Annotated in this window: 20 protein-coding genes; 18 read left to right on the forward strand and 2 right to left on the reverse strand. The window is 59.0% G+C overall.

What is annotated here, in order from left to right:
* The coding region (locus PL599_RS03020; protein WP_271358796.1) for an IS1182 family transposase at positions 1–1,314 on the forward strand (1,314 nt) is incomplete at its 5' end.
* Positions 1,315–1,449: 135 nt separating this feature from the next.
* On the opposite strand, the gene PL599_RS03025 is transcribed toward PL599_RS03020, so the two are convergent.
* Entirely contained in the window at positions 1,450–4,833 is a 3,384-nt protein-coding gene (locus PL599_RS03025; RefSeq protein ID WP_269825074.1) for a YhdP family protein, read from the reverse strand.
* Between the two features lie 119 nt (positions 4,834–4,952).
* Here PL599_RS03025 and bcp point away from each other — a divergent pair, with 119 nt between their 5' ends.
* The 15 genes from bcp (at position 4,953) to PL599_RS03100 (ending at position 18,849) form a co-directional block, all read left to right on the forward strand.
* A complete protein-coding gene (gene bcp, locus PL599_RS03030) occupies positions 4,953–5,420 on the forward strand; it encodes a thioredoxin-dependent thiol peroxidase (RefSeq protein ID WP_137410594.1) in 468 nt (155 codons plus the stop codon).
* Between the two features lie 14 nt (positions 5,421–5,434).
* Positions 5,435–6,259: a ferritin-like domain-containing protein gene (locus PL599_RS03035; RefSeq protein ID WP_269825073.1), complete on the forward strand. Its 825-nt coding sequence runs from the start codon at positions 5,435–5,437 to the stop codon at positions 6,257–6,259.
* Between the two features lie 90 nt (positions 6,260–6,349).
* Positions 6,350–7,648, forward strand: a complete 1,299-nt coding sequence (locus PL599_RS03040) for a M23 family metallopeptidase (RefSeq protein WP_142911449.1) — start codon at positions 6,350–6,352, stop codon at positions 7,646–7,648.
* A 219-nt stretch (positions 7,649–7,867) separates the two neighbouring features.
* Complete coding sequence (locus PL599_RS03045) at positions 7,868–9,364, forward strand: DEAD/DEAH box helicase (protein ID WP_077982041.1); 1,497 nt, start codon at positions 7,868–7,870, stop codon at positions 9,362–9,364.
* A gap of 8 nt (positions 9,365–9,372) precedes the next feature.
* Positions 9,373–9,816 carry an NUDIX domain-containing protein gene (locus PL599_RS03050; RefSeq protein ID WP_142911450.1) on the forward strand — a complete coding sequence of 148 codons (444 nt, stop codon included), beginning with the start codon at positions 9,373–9,375 and terminating at the stop codon, positions 9,814–9,816.
* Positions 9,817–11,280: 1,464 nt separating this feature from the next.
* Positions 11,281–11,811, forward strand: coding sequence for a helix-turn-helix domain-containing protein (locus PL599_RS03055; RefSeq protein ID WP_077982039.1), 531 nt, complete (start codon positions 11,281–11,283; stop codon positions 11,809–11,811).
* Positions 11,812–11,946: 135 nt separating this feature from the next.
* Complete coding sequence (locus tag PL599_RS03060) at positions 11,947–13,026, forward strand: ABC transporter substrate-binding protein (protein WP_269825072.1); 1,080 nt, start codon at positions 11,947–11,949, stop codon at positions 13,024–13,026.
* A gap of 132 nt (positions 13,027–13,158) precedes the next feature.
* On the forward strand, positions 13,159–13,836 hold the full coding sequence (rpe, locus tag PL599_RS03065) for a ribulose-phosphate 3-epimerase (RefSeq protein WP_269825071.1): 678 nt from the start codon (positions 13,159–13,161) through the stop codon (positions 13,834–13,836).
* A 45-nt stretch (positions 13,837–13,881) separates the two neighbouring features.
* Positions 13,882–14,388: a hypothetical protein gene (locus PL599_RS03070; RefSeq protein ID WP_077982037.1), complete on the forward strand. Its 507-nt coding sequence runs from the start codon at positions 13,882–13,884 to the stop codon at positions 14,386–14,388.
* Positions 14,389–14,469: 81 nt separating this feature from the next.
* On the forward strand, positions 14,470–15,777 hold the full coding sequence (gene purB / locus PL599_RS03075) for an adenylosuccinate lyase (RefSeq protein WP_142911453.1): 1,308 nt from the start codon (positions 14,470–14,472) through the stop codon (positions 15,775–15,777).
* Between the two features lie 68 nt (positions 15,778–15,845).
* Positions 15,846–16,409, forward strand: coding sequence for an alpha/beta hydrolase (locus PL599_RS03080; RefSeq protein ID WP_142911454.1), 564 nt, complete (start codon positions 15,846–15,848; stop codon positions 16,407–16,409).
* 203 nt (positions 16,410–16,612) lie between these two features.
* The gene (purC, locus tag PL599_RS03085; protein ID WP_077982034.1) at positions 16,613–17,377 is read left to right on the forward strand and encodes a phosphoribosylaminoimidazolesuccinocarboxamide synthase; all 765 of its coding nucleotides are present in this window, start codon (positions 16,613–16,615) and stop codon (positions 17,375–17,377) included.
* 54 nt (positions 17,378–17,431) lie between these two features.
* Positions 17,432–17,674: a phosphoribosylformylglycinamidine synthase subunit PurS gene (gene purS / locus PL599_RS03090; protein WP_003507918.1), complete on the forward strand. Its 243-nt coding sequence runs from the start codon at positions 17,432–17,434 to the stop codon at positions 17,672–17,674.
* Positions 17,675–17,693: 19 nt separating this feature from the next.
* A complete protein-coding gene (gene purQ, locus PL599_RS03095; RefSeq protein WP_269825070.1) occupies positions 17,694–18,365 on the forward strand; it encodes a phosphoribosylformylglycinamidine synthase subunit PurQ in 672 nt (223 codons plus the stop codon).
* Between the two features lie 79 nt (positions 18,366–18,444).
* Positions 18,445–18,849: a hypothetical protein gene (locus PL599_RS03100; protein ID WP_077982877.1), complete on the forward strand. Its 405-nt coding sequence runs from the start codon at positions 18,445–18,447 to the stop codon at positions 18,847–18,849.
* Positions 18,850–18,978: 129 nt separating this feature from the next.
* Here the strand turns inward: PL599_RS03100 and PL599_RS03105 are convergent, their stop codons facing one another.
* A complete protein-coding gene (locus tag PL599_RS03105) occupies positions 18,979–19,284 on the reverse strand; it encodes a DUF1127 domain-containing protein (protein ID WP_137410603.1) in 306 nt (101 codons plus the stop codon).
* A gap of 93 nt (positions 19,285–19,377) precedes the next feature.
* Between PL599_RS03105 and PL599_RS03110 the strand changes: the two genes are divergently transcribed.
* Complete coding sequence (locus tag PL599_RS03110) at positions 19,378–20,796, forward strand: aminotransferase-like domain-containing protein (protein WP_137410604.1); 1,419 nt, start codon at positions 19,378–19,380, stop codon at positions 20,794–20,796.
* 112 nt (positions 20,797–20,908) lie between these two features.
* Entirely contained in the window at positions 20,909–21,499 is a 591-nt protein-coding gene (locus tag PL599_RS03115; RefSeq protein ID WP_269825069.1) for an acyloxyacyl hydrolase, read from the forward strand.
* The last annotated feature ends 70 nt before the right edge of the window (positions 21,500–21,569 follow it).

The raw sequence follows: 21,569 nt of genomic DNA on the forward strand, positions 1-21,569 counted from the left end.
CTGGTCCCGAAAGATCACCTGCTTCGCAAGATCGACGCGGTGATCGACTTCTCATTTATCCATGATCGTGTTGCCGGTCTTTACTGTGCCGACAACGGCCGTCCGCCGCTCGATCCCACACGCATGTTCAAGGCGCTGTTCATCGGCTACCTGTTCGGTGTTCGCTCGGAGCGGCAGTTGATGCGCGAGATCGAGGTGAACGTCGCCTATCGCTGGTTTCTGCGCCTGAAGCTGACCGATCCTGTCTTCGATGCCTCGACGCTGTCGCAGAACCGCCGCCGTCGCTTCAACGGGACGGAGGTTGCCCAGGATATCTTCGATGCCATCGTGGAGCAGGCGATCAAGCACGGTCTGGTGGATGGGACCGTGCTCTATACGGATTCGACCCATCTGAAGGCCAATGCCAACAAGGGCAAATACGATCTGGCCATGCTCCAGAAGTCGCGGGCCGATTATTGGGCCGATCTGGATCGAGCGATCGAGGCGGAGCGCATATCCCATGGGCAGAAGCCGTTGAGGGAGAAACAGCGCGAGCCGGAGGTGAAGGAAACGAAGGTCAGCCGTACCGATCCCGATAGCGGTTATATGGTGCGCGACGGCAAGCCCAAGGGCTTCTTCTATCTCGATCACCGTACTGTCGACGGCCGCCATGCGATCATCACCGATACGCATGTAACGCCGGCCAATGTGCATGACAGTATCGTCTACCTGGAGCGGCTCGACCGGCAGCGCCAACGCTTCGACTTGCATGTCGGGGCGGTCGGGCTGGACGCAGGCTATGCCACGGCAGGCATTGCCAAGGGTCTGGAGGACAGAGATATCCTCGGCGTGACCGGCTATCGCAACCCGACCCCGCCCAAAGACGGGATGATGCGCAAGTCGAAGTTCGTCTACGAACCAGAGACCGATGGCTACCGCTGCCCTGAAGGACAACTGTTGACCTATGCGACGACCGACCGCAGCGGTTACAGGCACTATCGCTCAGACCCCTCCATCTGCCGTGACTGCCCGCTTCTTGCCTCCTGCACGTCCAATGCCGGCTCGATACGAACCATCACCCGGCATGTCTGGCAAGATGCACGCGAACGCACGGATGTTCATCGAAAGACGGCGTGGGGCAAGGCGATCTACAAGCGGCGCAAGGAAACGGTGGAGCGCTCCTTCGCCGATGCCAAGCAGCTTCACGGGCACCGCTATGCCCGCTTCCGCGGCTTGATCAAGGTTAGATGGCAGTGCCTGCTCGCCGCGAGCGCCCAGAACATCAAGAAAATAGCGATGGCGCTCACGAAAGCACCCAAACCCGCCTGGGGATGAGGAAACGAGGCTCATCTTATCTCCCGTTCACCCGCAAAAGACGACAACAAAACGTCATCATCCCGAAAAAGAAAAAACCCGCCGAAAATATCGACGGGTTTGTCAGCGGTCTGAGGGCCGCGAAAGCGGCCCTTTTTATTGGAACTCGAAGATTTGCCGGAAGACGCCCGGTGCAATCAGCGACAGCGGATTGATCGTCAGCTTCGGCTGGTCCGTCTGGCCGGAAAGCTTGAAGGTGATGCCGAGCAGGCCGCGGTCGCGGCCGTTGCCGAGGAAGATGCCGATGAAGGGCAACTCGCCGAACAGCCGGTTCAGCCCATAGGCGGGCATGAAGGTGCCGGTCATCTCCATGCGGCCATTCTGATCCTTCAGCAACCCCTGGAAGGTTGCGCCGATCTGCTCGCCGCGCACGACGCCGTTTTCCACCGCCACCGAACCGTTGACATAAACGAGCCGGGCAAACCCGCGCTGGAACTTTTCCGAGCTCACGTCGATATTGCGGCGCACCGCATTGTTGAGGCTCCTGCCGTCCTCGCCCGTCGGCGTGGCGACGATGTCCTGAAGCTTGGCTTCGTTGACGACGGCAAAATTGCGCAGGTCGAGCGATCCGCTCCAGTCGCTGCCATTGGAGGTCGTCAGCGCAAGGTTGAGAAGGCCGCCGCGAATGCGGCTGTAGATATTGGCGAAACGGGCGAGCGACCCCGCGTCGCTGCTGGTCAGCGTCACGGTTCCCGTCGCCCCGCGATTGACGGTCTGCGCCACGACCGCCTGGCCGTTGCCCGTGACGCCACGGAAATCGATGGAGCGGACCTTGCCGTCCCGCACGCTGACATCGGAACTGACATTGGCAAGAATTTCGTCGTTGAACCCGTAGACCTTGTCGAATTGCGTCTTGATGGCAAGGGATGGCTGCGCACGTGACGTTCCGTCGCCGCCACCGGAAGAGCTGCGAAGCTTCGAGAGGAAAGGCCTGAGATCGGCGGATTTTCCCGAGGCATTGATGATATAGCCGTTCTTCGAAGCGGCGACCGAAACGGCGTAATTATCCGAGGGCGAGAGCTGCACGCGGCTGAGATCGGCCGAAATCAGCCCGTTCTTGCTAAAGGCGATATCGCCGGCGGCGCCGAAGCCGTCGCCATCGAGCGAGAAGTCGCTGATCGTTGTGCGCCCGTCTCCCGTTTCCATGGTGAAGGCGGCGCTGGCGGGAATGCCGATGCCCTTGCTCCAGCCGAGCCCGGGCAGAATGATCGACGCCTTGGTCAGATCGAGCCGGATATCCTGGCGTTTCGGGTCGGCGCCGTCGATTTCAATTGCCGTTGTGCCGCCAAGAACCGTGGAGAGTTCCGGAGCGAGCTTGGCAACCTGCGTTTCGTTCAGGCTAGCCTTCAACGACAGCGTCGGCGCGATATCGCTGTTCTTGCGCACCGGCTCCGTCATCACGATGTCCATCGGCACATCGTCCACCCGACCCTTGCCCTCCAGTTTGAGCTGGTGGTCGTTCAGCGACATGAAACCATCAAGCGCGGTCACCTTGTGGCCGGCGAAGGGCTTGGTCAGCGCCAGGTTCTTCAGGTCGAGATCGGCCGTCCACACCGGCGGGGGCGGGTTCTGGCTGGAGAGCATGCCAACGGTCAGCTTCGCACTGACCTTGACGTCGCCGGTGAAATCCTCTGGCTTGAACTGCGTATCCTTGAGCGCATTGATGGGCTTGAGCGTCGCAAGCTCCGCCACGGCATCGGCCGCACCGGACACGTTCAGTTCAAGATTTCCGAGCAGCGGCTTCTCATACACATCTGAAATGAGAAAGCGGCTGTTCTCCAGCGAAAGCGTCCGGTTGGAGGGGAAATAGGATGTACCCTCCTTGATATCGACGACCATCTTGCCGCCGACGAGGTCGAAATGCGCATCGACATCCCGCAGCGGTGGAATGTCGCCCGTCGTGTTGAGGCGCGTCTCGTCGATGTCGAAGCGGATTTGCATTTCGCTTTCGCCAAGCACCAGCGGGCAGCCGGGGCCGCACATCCGTCCCTGCGGGATGAAGATTGCGATTGACCCATTGGTGACGGTGCCGCCGTAAAGATTGGAGACCACCCAGTCGCGCGGCTTGTGCGCCATCCAGAACGGCCAAAGCTGCTTGACGGCCGTCGCCTCCATCTTCGGAATCTGGCCGCCAAAGCTGATTTCCGGCGACCCCTCGCCAAACCGGATTTTCAGCGACCCCGCCATATCTCCGAGCGGGCCGCTGACGTAAAGCGAGGGAACGTCGAGCTGCTTCGCGGCCGTTGTAAAATGACCGTCCGCTTTCAGGTTGAAAGAAACGGGTGCTTCACCCGAGGCTTCGGAGGAAGCGACGCCGTTGTCTACTCTCAGTGAAAGGCCGAAACCCTCTTCCGTATCGCTGATTTCACCGCTGACGGGAATAATCGTCCGCCCGAGTTCCAACCGCGAATTGTCGATGACCACGCTGTTTTTTGCAAAATCATAACGCGCATGCACGGTTCCAGTTGTGAAGGGCTGCGCCTCGCCGCCAATCATCAACGTTCCATTGCCGAGACCGACCGAAACCTCCAGCCGCGGCTCCTGCGCTGCCATCGCGCGCCGGGCAACAATATTCACGCCGGTCTTGACGTTCAGGCCCTCATGGAGATTTCCTTCCGGATCGAATTTTTCCAGGAACGGGCCGATGTCGAAACCATCGATGCGGGCGTCAAAACCGTCGATCACGCCGCCAGCGCCGGAGGTTCTGAGCGACACGCTGGCGATTTCCCCGTTAAACAGGGTTTCTCCATCAAGCGTATATCCGCCCTGCTGATCCGGTGTCAGCGACAGTTCCCGCACCTCGATGGTGCGCGGCTTGCCCTGTTCGCTGGGCGGCAGGTGAACCGAAACGCTGGAAATATCGATTTCCTCGGTGCCGCTGCTGAGAAACGCCTGGGCAAGCTTGTCGAGTTGCCCGAACGCCATCTGCAATTGTTGCGGCACGGCGTCGAGCTTGATGCTGGCGAGATCGAAACCGTTGCCTTTCGGCAAAAGCGCCGTATCGAGTTCCATCCCGTCGGCCTCGAGGCTCTGCACCGACACATGGCCGGCCAGAAGCGCAAGCGGGTCGAGCACCATGCCAATCGCCCGCGCCCGGCTCAGATGCTGGCCGGATTCCTTCTCGATGATATCCACGTCCTCGGCCACCAGCGCCAGCCTCAGCCCGGTGGAAAACCGGATCGCCGAGGAGCCTATCCGCGCGCTGTAATGGGGACCGAGTGCCTTTTCCAGCGCCTGCTGCGCCTGGCTCGAAAGCGTATTATCGATGGAACCGGTCTCGACCGACAGGATGATGCCGCCGATGGACAGGAAAGCCAGCACGAAAAGGGCCGCAAAAATCTTGCAGAAAGCGCGCGCCATGGAGCGCGGCGGCGGGCAATGCACGATGATCGGGTCTTCGGCCTGAGCCGAAGGAAGCTCGTGCAGCGCAACCATATCGCGCTTGCCGAACGTAACCTTTTCACCCCTTATTTCAGCCATACGCCCGTGTTTGCCTCTAAGTAGCTTTTGTTTCGCCGCAACACTGGACGACGCGCGGTTTCGCTATATATCGAATGTGGCGACTTTCCCTCAACATCCCGGCGAAAGAAAGGTAGAATATGACAGACTTGACGATTGGCAGCCCCGCCCCCGACTTCACCTTGCCCCGTAACGGTGAAGGGACGGTGACATTGTCGAAACTGCAAGGCAAGGCGGTCATTCTTTATTTCTACCCGAAGGACGATACTTCCGGCTGCACCGCAGAAGCCATCGACTTCAGCGCGCTGGGCGGCGAATTCGAGGCCGCCAACGCCGTCGTTATCGGCATTTCGCCCGACAGCGTCAAAAGCCATGACAAGTTCGCGGCAAAACATTCCCTTTCCGTCATGCTCGCTTCCGACGAGGAGAGGAAGGTTCTGGAGGCCTACGGCGTCTGGAAGGAAAAAAGCATGTATGGGAAAAAATACATGGGTGTCGAACGCACCACTTTCCTTGTGGCTCCGGATGGAAAAATCGCGGAAATCTGGAACAAGGTGAAGGTCGCGGGCCATGCACAGGCCGTTCTCGAGGCTGCAAAAAAGCTCTGAGGGATCACTTCATCGTGACGCCCCCCTTCAAAATCATCTCGCTGCGAGGCGGCGCGACGGATGCGATCGCGAGCGCCGATCTCGACCGAAAAACCGAACTCGCGCAGGAAACGGCAACGCGCTGGTTCGAGCGCCGGCTGTCATTGCGCTCCCCGCTCGATCCGCCCTTGCCCGAGCGACCGGGAAGGCCTGCGAAGCCGGAACTCGTTCCACCGACCGCGGTGGAGCGCCGTTCGCTGCACAGCGTCAAGGGTCGCATCGCCCTCTTGCACGCCATCGCCCATATCGAACTCAATGCCGTCGATCTCGCGCTCGATATCGTCGCCCGTTATGCCGGCGAGCCGGTGCCGCACTCCTTTTTCGACGGCTGGATGCAGGTCGCCTTCGAGGAAGCAAAGCACTTCCGGCTGGTTCGGGACCGGTTACGAAGCCTCGGGGCCGATTATGGTGACTTGCCCGCCCATGACGGGCTGTGGCAGGCTGCGCATTCCACCCGCAACGATCTGACCGCGCGGCTTGCGGTCGTGCCGCTCATCCTGGAGGCGCGTGGGCTTGATGTCACCCCTTCCCTGCAGGCCAAGATGCGCGAGACCGGCGATCTAGAAAGCGCTGCGGTTCTTGACGTGATCTACAATGACGAGAAGGGCCACGTCGCCATCGGCGCGAAATGGTTCCGTTTCTTGTGCGCGCGTGAAAAGAAGGACCCGGCGGCAACCTTCAGGCAACTGGTCCGCGCCAATTTCCGCGGCCCCCTGAAACCGCCTTTCAACGACCTCGCCCGCGCCGAGGCCGGCCTGACGCCATCCTTTTACCGCTCGCTGACATCCGTCAGCCGATAGCCGACACGGCTAAAACCTCTCCGGCAAAACTTCGTTAACCTTAACGAATTATGATTTCCGTTAAGAAATCGGCCAGTCCGGAGAGAGATTGTGACTGATACGGCGGAAAACCGGGTATTCGGCAAAAAGCGTGAGCCCCACGTGCTCATTCTCGCGCGCGGCGAAAGCGTGCGGCACATGACCATTCGGCCGTGGATGGCGGCGCTTGCCGGCTGCGCGATCGGGCTTTTTTCGCTCGGATATCTCGGCGCCACAGGCTATCTCATTTTGCGTGACGACCTGATCGGCGCGACCATGGCGCGCCAGACCCGCATGCAAAACGACTATGAAGACCGCATCGCGGCGCTCAGAGCCCAGGTGGACCGTGTCACCTCCCGGCAATTGCTCGATCAGCAGGTTGTTGAAAAGAAAGTGGAAAAGCTGCTGGAGCAGCAGGCGGCGCTGGCCTCGCGGCACGGTCGCATGAGCGAATTGCTTGAGCGCGCCGAAAATTCCGGCATTGCCGCCTCCCCTATCGCGCCCTCGTCTCTTTCGAACGCCATGGCGCCGGAAAAACGCGCCGACCTCTCCGGCGGCCTCTCGGCCATCGAAAAGCTGATGACCCCACGCAGGCCGCAGGCGGAAAAGCCGGCCACATCCGACAGACACGCCGCCTATGTGCCGGAAGCCGGCGAAACGCCATCCGACCGGGCCGACCGGGTGTTTTCCAAGGTGACGCTGTCGCTGAAGGATATCGAACACCAGCAGATATCGCGCATCGCCAGACTGACCAGCGACGCCGAGGACAAGGCGAATGCGATGCAGGACATCATCCGGCAGGCAGGCCTGAAAATCGAAGAAAACGGCAACGACGACATTGGCGGCCCCTATGCGGATCCCGAGCGCGGCGAAACCGATCCTTTCAACCTGTCGCTTACCAATCTCGACAATGCGCTGAACCGGCTCGACATCGTCAAGGAAACCGCGACCAACCTGCCCTTCGGCAACCCGGCCCCCGGCCGGGCGATCACCAGCCGATTCGGCAACAGGATGGATCCGTTTCTCGGCCGCCCGGCCCTTCATACCGGCATCGATTTTCGTGCAGAAACCGGCGCTGACGTCAAATCCACCGGCGCGGGCAAGGTGACGGTGGCGGAAAATTCCGGCGGCTATGGTAATATGGTCGAGATCGATCACGGCCAGGGCGTCTCGACGCGATTCGGCCATCTTTCCGCAATTCTGGTGAAAGTCGGCGACAGGGTCGAAACCGGCGATATCATCGGCCGCGCCGGCAGCACCGGCCGCTCCACCGGTCCGCATGTACATTATGAGGTACGCCGCAACGATGTGCCCGTTGATCCCATGCGGTTCCTGATCGCGGGAACGGAACTCAAAACCTACCTGAAATAGCAGCCCGATTTTAACGCTTCTTTTGCTATTTTAACGATAAACCGCACAAATATGCGCCCAAGGCTTAAAAGCCCCGCCCGAGGCATCACGTTTCGCGTGCTTTTCCCGTTGTTTCCTTGACTTTCCGGCAATTTGGGCCTATCCCCGCGCCAAGTCTTTGCAAGTGCCAGAGCGCACGCAGGTATATCGTACCGAACCAGAACGGAAAAAGTTCTTCCTTTGACAACATTCTCTGATCTTGGCCTGAGCCAAAAAGTTCTTTCCGCTATTGCAGATGCCGGCTACACGACGCCGACACCCATTCAGGCTGGCGCCATTCCGCCGGCGCTGGAAAAGCGTGATATCTGCGGTATCGCACAGACCGGCACGGGCAAAACCGCGTCCTTCGTTCTGCCGATGCTTACCCTGCTCGAGAAGGGCCGCGCCCGCGCAAGAATGCCGCGCACGCTGATCCTCGAGCCGACCCGTGAGCTTGCAGCACAGGTGGCGGAGAATTTCGAGAAATACGGCAAGAATCACAAGCTGAACGTCGCCCTTCTCATCGGCGGTGTGTCTTTCGAAGATCAGGACCGCAAGCTTGAGCGCGGCGCCGATGTTCTCATCTGCACCCCCGGCCGTCTTCTCGACCATTGCGAACGCGGCAAGCTTTTGATGACCGGCGTGGAAATCCTCGTCATCGATGAAGCCGACCGCATGCTGGACATGGGCTTCATTCCCGATATCGAGCGCATCGCCAAGATGATCCCGTTTACCCGGCAGACGCTGTTCTTTTCGGCCACCATGCCGCCGGAAATCCAGAAGCTGGCTGATCGCTTCCTGCAGAACCCCGTCCGTGTCGAGGTTGCCAAGCCCTCCTCAACGGCAAAGACCGTTGCCCAGCGCATCGTCGCCGCGCATAACAAGGACTATGAAAAGCGCGCCGTGCTGCGCGATCTCGTCCGCGCCGAAGAAGCCGAACTGAAGAACGCCATCATCTTCTGCAACCGCAAGAAGGATGTGGCCGACCTGTTCCGCTCGCTCGACCGTCACGGCTTTTCCGTCGGCGCGCTGCATGGCGACATGGACCAGCGTTCGCGCACCACGATGCTGCAGAGCTTCAAGGACGGCAACCTGAAGCTGCTCGTCGCCTCTGACGTCGCCGCACGCGGCCTCGACATCCCCGATGTCAGCCACGTCTTCAACTTCGATATTCCCATTCATTCGGAAGACTATGTCCACCGCATCGGCCGCACCGGTCGCGCCGGCCGCTCGGGCAAGGCCTTCACCATCGTCACCAGAAACGACACCAAATATCTCGACGCGATCGAAAAGCTGATCGGCGAAAAGATCGAGTGGCAGAACGGTGACCTCTCCACCCTTCCCGCGCCGATGGAAAGCTTTGAAAGCAACTCCGGCCGCCGGGGCAAGGAACGGGGCGGCAGGGGCCGCGACCGCAACCGTCGCGACGCAGCGCCGGTCGACAACATCAATCAGGGTGCACAATCCGCTGCGGACGCTGATGTCGCGGCTCATGGAGACGACAAGGTGAGAGCAGAACGTAAATCGGAAAAGACCCCGCGCAATTCCGACCGCAACAGCCGCAACCCGTTGCACGCCAATGACGACAACCGCGACCGCCGCCGCCATTATCGCGACCACGACGATGGCCCGACACCGGTTGGTTTCGGCGACGACATCCCCGCTTTCATGCTGATTGTCGCCAACGCCAAGGGCTGACCGCGGGAATGGGCAGCATGACATCGACCACCAGGCCCGGCCTTGATTTTCCGGGCGTCGGCGTCGGCCTTGTCATATTGCGTGACGAACGCATACTTTTATGCCGGCGCTTGAAGGCGCCGGAAGCCGGATACTGGAACATTCCGGGCGGCAAGGTCGATCACCTTGAAACATCCCTCGCCGCGGCACGTCGGGAAGCCGAAGAAGAAACCGGGCTCAAGATCGGTGACGTCGAATTCCTCTGCCATAGCGAATTCATCGATACGGAAGACCGTCACCATTGGGTTTCGCTGATCTTCGTCACCCGCGATGCACAGGGTGAGCCGGCACTGACCGAACCCGACAAGCTTTCCGCCATCGGCTGGTTCGATCCGGATAAGCTTCCCGAACCCATCTCCGCCTTCGCCAGGGACGCCCTGGCCGCCCTGAAAAAAGGCCAGCCAGAAAACTGAACCCGCCGCCTGTTGGGCGAGGCCAGTCAAAGCGCATCGTCAAACAGCCGCGCGAATGACGCGCGAGAGCCGGTATCGCCGTCTCCGCGCTATATTTTTTCAACAAACGGCAGACGGAAGCACGCCTTGGCGTAAGGCTTTCCGAATTCAATTTAAAATTGCTGAATTTAGCCCCACATAAAAAACCGCCCCAGTTTCCTGAAGCGGTTTATACGTAATGAAAAAAATACAATATATGAAGCAATATAGTCTGGCAGTGCTTACAATCGGAACACTTTCCGAGGCCGGTTAAGGCCAATTTCAGTCGTCCCCTGAAACAATTACATTTAAGCTAATCATTTACTTTGCGTCAAGCAAATCTTCTCGCAATTGCGAAAAAACCGGAAAAACAAACCTGCCAATGAGGTGAAGCTTTATATATTTCTAATATATATCAGATATTTACGGAAATGAGAACAAAATGTGCATTTTTGTGGGCTGCACTATAAAAGGCACAACCAAGATGCACAGGTTCTAAATTTCATATCTACTCCACAAATATGATAGTTTTATAAAGTAAAACGGTCGCTCCTCCGCACAGAGTTTATTCCTGTAGCAATCAGAGTAAATCGAGGATGATCCAGGGAAAATTAACGACTATGGCTGCTTCGGTTTGCAAGACGCAGAACAACTAAAACTTGATATTTCTATAGGTGACTAAAACATGAAGGTTCACGCTGAAATCCACGACCAGACTTCAGGCGATTTTCTGCTGTTGAGTGGGCATTTCAGGATGCAATAATCATACTAAGCGCAGGCCTTGCTGCACCTAATACGGCGACATGATGAATCGGGCAAAAAAAATGATAATCCCCCACATGACGATAGAGACGACTAAAACCAGCAAATGACGCCTGCGCGTAAAGTAAAGTACGAATGCTTTTGCAATTTTCTCCATATTTTCCGATGACGACACATTCATATTAGTGCGCGGCCACCCCTCCTTCGCGACAGAAAACCTGATCAGTCACGCCTTTCTTCTCGCGGCTTTATCTCAGGAGAGATCGCCACCATTGCCATCATGATTATCGCGAACAACAATATGAATGGGCACAAAACGAGCACCGCAAGGCCCTTGACGATCATACCGGGCACCTTGAGAATTTGCTTCGGTCTCTCAACGCACATCGTGACCGCCTTTTTGGAAATCTATATATTCAAATATTGTCATCGCCCCCCTCAAAATCGCATCGCCTTCAAGACCGCTGAGGAGTCATGAAGCATCTATGGCGCGATATGTGGGTCAGTGCAGGGAGCACGAAGCATGCGCCTATCTTGCTGATACCTTTAACACAGTGCTAAATAACCTTCTAAAACAGGTGCGTCCCGGCAGACGCCCTTCAAACTGGTGATATACGAACACAGAGAGGATTAAATCACATTTGGATTTTTGTAAACTCCATTTGTGATTTAATTTGAGAGAATTTGGCTAGGAAAGAAGTCGAGTCCAAGACAGACCTTGGAAGACGCCTCAGAGCTGTGAGGGCAGCTTTCGATATCGATGACCGGAATGTCTTTGCGAGCCGGCTTTCGATCAGTAAAAGCGGACTGGCTCATTATGAGCGGGGCGAACGCGTGCCCGACGCCGAACTGCTTTGCGCCTATCACCGTGAATTCGGCGTCAACATATCCTGGCTTGTCACGGGGCAAGGCGATATGTTCGAGACCGGGCAATCAACAAACACGGAGCATGGCTCACATCAGCTTCTGGTCGATCTGATCAATCCGCTCGGGAGGCTGATAAACAAAGTTTATCGTGACCAGCAAGTCAGGATAACCGACGATCAGCGCTTCGCGGAGCTGACGAGATGGCATAACAATCTGACGAGCCGCGCCGGCCCCTCTTTCGAATGGAACGATCTGATGTCGCAGTTGCCCTGGGTGGAGCAAAGCCTTGCGGAGGAACTGCGTTCGAAACGAGCGGACGCCGAAGGCAATAAAAGATCGACAGGTTGATTATTGGTGGCAGGGCGCGACGCGCGTACAATGTGATAGTTTTCCGGGAATGACCGTGAAGCGCATATTTTTCCTTTGGAAAACCGGTTGTTGCCGATAAACATCAAGCCGAGACAACAGGATTTCCATCGCGTCATGCTTTCACTTCGCCTGCTAACGATCATCGCCGGTTTTGCCCTTGCGGGCTCAGCAAGCGCGGCATCGATTGGCATCGTTGCTCCCCAAAGCGGTCCTTACGAACTTCTGGGACAGCAGATACGGCAGGGGGCGAAAGCGGCGGCCGCCAAGCTCGGCCTTGATGTCGTCGAAATCCATGAAAGCTGCGAAGACGGCAGCGGCGGCGCTATTGCCGACGGCCTTGTAGCCGCCAAGGTCAGCACCGCGATTGGGTTTTTATGCACGGAAACGCTTCAGGGCGTTCTGCCGCCCTTGAAGGCGGCCGCCATACCCGCCATCACGCTTTCCAGCCGCGCACCGATCCTGATGGAAGACGCCCTGAAATACGGCTGGCCGCTATTTCGTCTCGCCCCGTCCGACAGGGCCGAATCGGACAGGATCGCGGAGATCATGCTGCGCAACTGGAAGGGACATTCCATCGGGCTTGTGGATGACGGCACGATCTACAGCCGCGAGCTGGTCGACCGCATCCGCTCTTCGCTCGAGGAAAACGGTCTCAAACCCACCTTTGCCGACACGATGCGACCCAATCAGGAACAGCAGGTGGCGCTGGTGCGCCGACTGGCGCGCACTGGCGTCTCCCATGTCTTCGTCGGTGCTGAGCGCAACGACGTGGCCATCATCGCCAGAGATGCCGGGTCGGAAAACCTTCCTTTGACCATCATGGGCGGCGACGCCATGAACGCCGCCAACAACCCGGTTCCCCTCGCCGCGAATGTGTTGGCGGTCACCCGCCCGGCCTATGATACCCTGCCATCGGCCCAGGCCGTCGCCGGCGAACTGCGCGGCGCCGGCATCGAGCCGGAAGGTTATGTCCTGCCGGCCTATGCGGCTGCGGAACTGACTGCCGCCCTTGCGGAAGCCACGCAGGCGCAGTCGAAACCCGCGCCGGAGATACTGGCGGGCGGCGCCGTGTTCAGGACAGTCATCGGCGAGCTCGGCTTCAACCCCTCGCATGACCTTTCGGACAATCCTTACCGCCTGCAGCGATGGAACGGCCAGCGCTTCGAACCGGCGGACAAGGCGGAAAGACCATAGGCGAAACCCGCGCGGCCGAAATTTCGAGGAAACGTAGCTTAAAACCCCCGGCAACCGCGATGCCAGCCGTTCCAAACCCGGATACTTGGTGTTAAAGGCAGCTTACGCAACGCGTCGAGAGGAGTTTGCCCCATGTCCCTGCCCATCCGCATAGCCCCGTCCATTCTGGCTGCAAATTTCGCCAAGCTCGGACAGGAAGTCGCCGATGTCACGGAAGCGGGCGCGGACTGGATTCATCTCGATGTCATGGACGGCCACTTCGTCCCCAACATCTCCTTTGGCCCTGACGTCATCAAGGCGCTTCGCCCGCACAGCAATGCCTTCTTCGATTGCCACCTGATGATTGCGCCCGTCGATCCTTATCTCGAAGCCTTCGCCAAGGCGGGCTGCGATAGCATCACCGTGCATGCGGAAGCCGGACCGCACCTTCACCGTTCTCTCCAGACCATTCGCGGACTTGGCCTGAAGGCCGGCGTCACGCTCAATCCGGCAACGCCGCTTTCCGTCATCGAAAACGTGCTGGATGATGTCGACCTCGTGCTGATCATGAGCGTCAATCCCGGCTTCGGCGGTCAGAAATTCATTCCCGCCATGCTCGACAAGATTCGTGTAGCAAAGGCGATGATCGGTGAACGGCCGATCGAACTGGAGGTGGATGGCGGCGTGACAGCGCAGACAGCAGGTGACATCATCGCCGCCGGCGCCAATGCGCTCGTCGCCGGCTCGGCGGTCTTCAAAGGCGATGGCGTCGATGACTATCGCAAAACGGTCGCCCTGCTACGCTCGGCAGCCGAAGCCGGACGGACGTAAACCACCACGGCTGAATGCGGCACAACGAGGCATCGGGGGATTGTCATGGAAAGCGGCATGAAGAGCTTCCGTGGCAAGGCTCTTCCAACTCTGTTGATTCTGCTCGGCGCGCTTGGCTGGGGCGTCTGCTCGACCGCTTCCGCCGGCATTGGCCTCTATGTCCGAAACAGGCTGGAAACGGACCACGCCGCCGATATCATCACGCTTTTTTTCGTGGGTGGCTTTTTCGGCTGGCTATTGGCGCTTGCCGCATTGCGCTTTCTACCCGCCTCGACATCCCGGCCATTACGTTTTGCGGCCGCTTGTCTCGCCATCGTTTTTTTCACGCTGGCCGTTGCGGCAGCATTGTTCGCATTCGAATACCGCATCTTTTATGCGCAATGGCACGCACCGGCTTTTTCACGCATCTGGTTTTTCCAACAACTCTTCACGTCGCTCGGCGCGGTCTATCAATTCGCAATTCTCGGTCTTGGGCTTTATTTTCCTTTTTCCATTGTTCCGCTCTTGGCCGCTGGCGCAATCCTCTGCCGGCCTGCGCGACGAGCGGCATAGCCATGCAGCTTGATAGATTGAGATTAGCGGAACACTTTGCTAAACGGGCAGCAAATTTCCTCCACTAAGAAAGTCATTGCCATGATCCCTCGTTACTCCCGGCCGGAAATGGTCGCCATCTGGTCGCCGGAAACAAAGTTCCGCATCTGGTTCGAGATCGAGGCACATGCCTGTGACGCGCTGGCCGAACTCGGCGTTATCCCGAAATCGGCGGCCCAGACCATTTGGGAAAAGGGCGGCAGCGCGACCTTCGATGTCGCGCGCATCGACGAGATCGAGGCCGTGACCAAACACGACGTCATCGCCTTCCTCACCCATCTTGCCGAATTTGTCGGCCCCGACAGCCGTTTCGTGCATCAGGGCATGACCTCGTCGGACGTGCTTGACACCACGCTCAACATCCAGCTCGTGCGCGCCGCCGATCTGCTGCTCGCTGACATGGACCGGGTGCTCACAGCGCTGAAGACCCGCGCCTTCGAACACAAGAACACAGTGCGCATCGGCCGCAGCCACGGCATCCATGCCGAACCGACCACCATGGGCCTGACCTTCGCGCGTTTCTACGCCGAGATGCACCGCAATCGCGAGCGCCTCGTCAACGCCCGTGCGGAAATCGCCACCGGCGCAATCTCCGGTGCCGTCGGCACCTTTGCCAATATCGACCCGCGCGTCGAAGAACATGTCTGCGAAAAGCTCGGCCTCATCCCCGAGCCGGTCTCCACGCAGGTCATCCCGCGCGATCGCCACGCCATGTTCTTCGCCACCCTCGGCGTCATCGCCTCGTCGATCGAAAACGTCGCCATCGAAATCCGCCACATGCAGCGCACCGAAGTTCTGGAAGCGGAAGAGTTTTTCTCGCCCGGCCAGAAGGGTTCCTCGGCCATGCCGCACAAGCGCAACCCGGTTCTGACCGAAAACCTCACCGGCCTTGCCCGTCTGGTGCGCATGTCGGTCGTCCCGGCCATGGAAAACGTGGCGCTGTGGCACGAACGCGACATCAGCCACTCCTCTGTGGAGCGCGCCATCGGCCCAGACACGACCGTCACGCTGGATTTCGCGCTGAACCGTCTCGCCGGCGTCATCGAAAAGCTGGTGATCTACCCGGACAACATGTTGAAGAACATGAACAAGTTCCGGGGTCTCGTGCATTCGCAGCGCGTTCTGCTGGCGCTGACGCAGGCTGGCGTCTCCCGTGAAGACGCTTACCGTCTGGTGCAGCGCAACGCCATGAAGGTGTGGGAACAGGGTGCCGACTTCCTTGAGGAACTGCTGGGCGACGAGGAGGTGCGCGCCGCACTGTCCGAAGAGGTGATCCGCGAAAAGTTCGACCTCGGCTACCACACCAAACACGTCGACACGATCTTCACCCGTGTCTTCGGCGAGGCCTGAGAGAACTCCCTGAAGTTAATGCCGCCGCGGCCTTGATCGCGGCGGCATCACAACACAGATATGGGCGCATGAAAGTTTCAGAAGCAGATATCCTGATCGTACCCGGTTATACCAATTCCGGCCCCGACCACTGGCAGAGCCGCTGGGAGCGCAAGCTTTCCACCGCCCGCCGCGTCGAGCAGGCCGAATGGTCCAAACCCGTGAAGGAAGACTGGGTCGCCCGGCTGGTGGAAGAGGTCAACGCTTCCACCAAGCCCGTTGTGCTCGTCGCCCATTCGCTCGGCGTACCGACCGTGATCCACGCCTTGCCGGAAATCGGCAAGAAGGTGTCCGGCGCGCTGTTTGTCGCGCCGCCCGATGTCGCCAATCCCGATATCCGGCCAAAACACCTGATGACCTTCGGGCCTTACCCGCGCGACCCGCTGCCTTTCCCGGCGATCACCATCGCCAGCCGCAACGACCCTTTCGGCTCCTATGAACATGCCGATGACATCGCCGCCGCCTGGGGCTCGCTTTTGATCGACGCCGGCATGTCCGGCCACATCAACGCGGAGTCCGGCCATGGTCCGTGGCCGGAAGGCGGCATGGTCTTCGCGCAGTTCCTGAGCCGGCTGAAGGCAGTCGAGCCCTGATTGGTGGCAGCCATGCAGGCCCCCGCCTTCTCTATCGGCTCCGCAAGCCGATTTTTCAGGCAAAGCCGTTTCCCGGCCTGTCACAAGAATTGAAGGGAAATATGCGAGCCGCATTGTAGAATGCACGCTTTTCCTTTATGGGACCGCTTCAAAGACCAAACGCAACGCCACCAGAATCGGCGTCAACCAAGAGACCTGCAATTATGAACCGTCGCCGCCGTATTTACGAAGGCAAGGCCAAGATCCTCTACGAGGGTCCGGAGCCAGGCACGCTTATCCAGTTCTTCAAGGACGATGCGACCGCCTTCAACAAGAAGAAGCATGAAGTCATCGACGGCAAGGGCGTGCTGAATAACCGTATCTGCGAATATGTCTTCACGCATCTGAACAAGATCGGCATTCCCACGCACTTCATCCGCCGCCTCAACATGCGCGAGCAGCTGATCAAGGAAGTGGAGATGATCCCGCTCGAAGTCGTCGTGCGCAATGTCGCCGCCGGCTCGCTGTCGAAGCGCCTCGGCATTGAGGAAGGCGTGGTTCTGCCGCGCTCCATCATCGAATTCTATTACAAGTCGGATGAGCTTGAAGACCCGATGGTCTCCGAAGAGCACATCACGGCGTTCGGATGGGCCAACCCTGCCGAGCTCGACGATATCATGGCGCTCGCCATCCGCGTCAACGACTTCCTCTCCGGTCTCTTTCTCGGCGTCGGCATCCAGCTCGTCGATTTCAAGATCGAATGCGGTCGGCTGTTTGAAGGCGACATGATGCGCATCATCCTCGCCGACGAGATTTCGCCGGACAGCTGCCGCCTGTGGGACATCGAGACCCAGAAAAAGATGGACAAGGACCTGTTCCGCCGCGATATGGGCGGGCTTGTGGAAGCCTATTCCGAGGTCGCGCGCCGTCTCGGCATCATCAATGAAAACGAACCGATCCGCGGCACCGGCCCCGTTCTGGTAAAGTAGTATCGGCCTCGTAAAGTTATATTGGCCTCGTAGGGTAAATCAGGAGAAGATCAGGTGATCAAGGCACGGGTGACTGTTACGCTGAAGAACGGCGTTCTCGATCCGCAGGGCAAGGCAATCGAAGGCGCGCTCGGCAGCCTCGGTTTCGGTGGCGTCGGCCATGTCCGTCAGGGCAAGGTCTTCGATCTGGAGCTGGAAGGCGCCGATAAGGCCAAGGCCGAAACCGACCTGAAGGCAATGTGCGAAAAGCTTCTGGCCAATACGGTCATCGAAAACTACGCCATCGCCATTCTCTAAGCTCCAGGAGCCGCCGTCCATGAAATCCGCTGTCGTCCAACTTCCCGGCCTCAATCGCGACCGCGACATGATCGCGGCTCTGACGAAAATCTCCGGTCAGGCGCCCGTCACCATCTGGCAGACGGAAACGGATATTCCCGATGTCGACCTGATCGTCATTCCGGGCGGCTTCTCCTACGGCGACTATCTGCGCTGCGGCGCGATTGCCGCCCGCATGCCGGTCATGCAGGCCATTCGCGAAAAAGCGGAAAAGGGCGTGAAGGTTCTAGGCGTCTGCAACGGCTTCCAGATTCTGGTCGAGGCGGGCATGCTGCCGGGTGCTTTGATGCGCAACGCCTCGCTGAAATTCGTCTGCCGTGAAGTGAAGCTCGAAGTCGCCAATAACGACACGGACTTCACCCGCGCCTACGACAAGGGCCAGATCCTGCGCTGCCCAGTCGCCCATCACGATGGCAACTACTTCCTTGATGCGGATGAGCTGAAGTCCGTAGAAGGCAATGATCAGGTCGTGTTCCGTTATGCCGAGGGCACCAACCCCAACGGTTCGCTGAACGACATTGCCGGCGTCATCAATACCAAGGGCAATGTCCTCGGCATGATGCCGCATCCAGAAAACCTGATCGAAGCCGCCCATGGCGGCAATGACGGCCGCGGCCTCTTCGCTTCGGCGCTGGGCGTCATCGCAGCCTGATAGACCAAGGCGGGTTTCAAGCCCGCCTTTTTTGATGCCGGTTTCCGGCTATGTTTCGGCTTCTCTTCTGGATGACCTGATGCCCCGTCTTTTTCGACACGATGCCTGCAAAGCCGCCGGATTGATCCTTGCGGCAGTGGCGCTTGCCGCCTGCCAGCCGAAACCGCAACCTTCCTCCTCAATCTCCCGCGCGGCCCTGCCGACCATGGAACGCATTGCGCTTGGCGCGAATGTCTGCTGGTTCAAATCGGGCGACGCGGCCTTCAAGGCCTATCGTCTGGCGCCGGAACTCAACTCCTTCTCCGGCCGTCCGCGCATCCTGCTCGTGCCGCGCAACAGCCCGGAATCGCGCCCCATGCTGGTGGTTCAGGCCGAAGGTAACCCGGCAAAGCTCGATGCATTCGGCCCTGTCATGAACGAACCCATGTCCGGCCGCATCGCAACCGACGTCAAACGCTGGGCGAACGGCGGCAAGGGCTGCTGATCGACAAGCGCGGAAACGGGCCCTCGGCAATCCACTAAAAAAACCCGCCAACGCCGGTTGGGATTGGCGTGGCGGGCTGCCGAATGGCTGCTTGGCGCCGGGGAAAGAAGGCGCCGCTCTCCGACAAAATCAAAGCGGCCGCGGCGGCCAGGAAAGGAGTCGGGATTTCGCTGCTTCCGTCAAGGCTTCATCACGCGTAACGCCAATATCCTCCAGCAGATCGTCCGACAGTTCGCGCAAGGCGAGCCGTCCCCGTCGTTTCTGCTGCCAACGGGCCATGCCCGCAATCAGACGACCAATAAGCGTGCGGGCGATCTTGGCCGGAAAGGGCGCCGGTGCGACCATGTCGCCGGCATCGCGGAACACGCGTTCCCGTTCGTAGCCATCAGGATAGAGTGTATCCGCTGTCGAAAGGTATTGATTCATCTTGCGCATATTGCACCTATTGTCTCCGTGCGTTTAAGGTCATTCAATGCAGACAATAAATACAATTGACTTGGCGACAGATACAATGCATAAATTGTCACCATGACAAATTGGCTTCCCGACATTACCGAGGGCGACGGCCCGATTTACCTGCGCCTCGCCGACAGTATCGAAGGCGCGATTTCCGATGGCACCCTGCAGGCCGGCTCGAAATTGCCACCGCAGCGCAATCTTGCTTACGATCTCGGCGTGACAATCGGCACAATCAGCCGCGCCTATGCGCTCATCCACGAGCGAGGCCTCGTCAGCGGCGAAGTCGGCCGCGGCACTTATGTCAATGAGCGGAAGACGCCGGCACCCTCCTCGCCAATGGAACAGGCTGCCCCAGCCTTCGGCGGCACCCGGCATGCCATTGAGGCCACCGGCGAATATCGCCTGAACACCACAGCTGCCCCGGATGTCGGCCAGAGCGTGGTGATCGCTCGTCATATAGAGGCGCTGACGCGCGAGCATGGCTATGACATCACCAATTATGCCCGGACCTTCCCGGATAACTGGTGTAAAGCGGGGGCTCGCTGGCTTTCACAGAATGGCTGGTCGCCGCAGCCGGAAAACATCGTCTCGACGCTCGGCGCCCATGCGGCGGTGATGAGTGTGGTAACGGCGATGACCGCGCCGGGCGACCGTATCGTCTTCGAACAGGTCACCTATTCCCATATCAGCCGTAGCGCCGCCCTTGCAGGACGACGGGTAACGTTGGTCGATGCGGATGAAAACGGCATCATTCCCGAGGATTTTGAGCGGGTCTGCGCCCAGCAGCATCCCAAGATGATCTTTCTGATGTCGGCCGGCCAGAACCCGACCTGCGCCACCCTTCCGGAAGACCGCCGCCGCGCGATTGCGGACATCGCCCGCCGATATGGTGTCTGGATCGTCGAGGACAATCTTTATGGCGCGATGACGCGCGAGGCGATCCCGCTGATCGCCGAGTTCGCACCCGATATCACCTTTGTGGTTGGCGGCCTGTCGAAATCCGTCGCCGCCGGCGTGCGCGGCGGCTGGGTCGCCTGTCCCGCACAATATTCCTCACGCATCCGCATTTCCCACTCGATGCTGACCGGCGGCCTGCCCTTCATGCTGGCCGAACTGAATGCACGCCTCGTCAATAGCGGCGACGCAGACGATATCCGCAAAGATTGTATAACCGAGATCAATCAACGCGAGGCAATCGCCAGACAGGTATTTACCGGGCTGGATTTCAACTCTCTGCCCGATATCGCCTTCCTGTGGCTGAGGCTGCCCGAACCCTGGCTTTCCGGCACCTTCCGCAATGCGGCGATGAAGGAAGGGGTCCTGATCGATGACGAAGACGAATTCAAGGCCGGGCGGACGGACAAGGTTTTCCACCGCGTTCGCATCAGTTTTTCCGGGCCTTCCACCCGCGAGGAGCTGACCCATGCCTTCGGCATCCTCCGCCATCTGCTGGATAACGGCTCCGCCGGCTATGAAAGCGTGGCGTAAACACCGGCGCACAGAGTCTTTCCTGCAACACCCTGCCTAATTCAGTAACTGATCATTTACCGCACCGCCAAACCTGCCATCCTTTGCAGAATTCACAGCGAGGAATGATTCGATGGCAGCAGTCGGATTGAAAAATGCCAGGGTGTTCTTCTTGCTGGCGACGATGTTTGCAGCATACCTCCTCCTCAGCGTAGTGCCGGCCACCGCCGCGGACGGCGCTGTCTTTGATGAATTGCGGTTTGGGATTACCACTTCACTCTCAAATCGTGATGGCGGCGGCGAAGATGGCGTATTCCCGGCCTTCACCGCCTATTTTGATCCCTTCGCCGGCGCCTCGGCCGTCACACTTGGTGAAAAGCTTGCCCGGCCCCGCCTGCATCTGGGCGCGGAAATCAGCACAGAGGGTGAAGCGAACACCGTTTATGGCGGCGTCAACTGGACCTTCGACCTCAATCCGAAAATTTTCGTCGACCTCGGCTTTGGCGGCCTGTGGCACGATGGCAAACTGAGAAACGTCCCGGGCGAAACGGGAGCGGAATTCGGTTGCCACCTGCTTTTCCATGAATATGCCGCCATCGGATATCGCTTCGACAACAGCTGGAATATTTCGACCCAGATCGAACACGCCTCCCACGCCAATCTATGCGACGGCCCCAATGACGGGCTCACCCGCGTCGGCCTGATGGTCGGATACAAGTTCTGAAGAAGCCAACAAAGCGGCGTTTTGCGGGTAAAACGGCGCATTTTCCTGTCGCACCTTTGAGCCTCTTGCG

The organism is Agrobacterium sp. ST15.16.055 (assembly GCF_027956555.1).
Classification (GTDB): domain Bacteria; phylum Pseudomonadota; class Alphaproteobacteria; order Rhizobiales; family Rhizobiaceae; genus Agrobacterium; species Agrobacterium salinitolerans.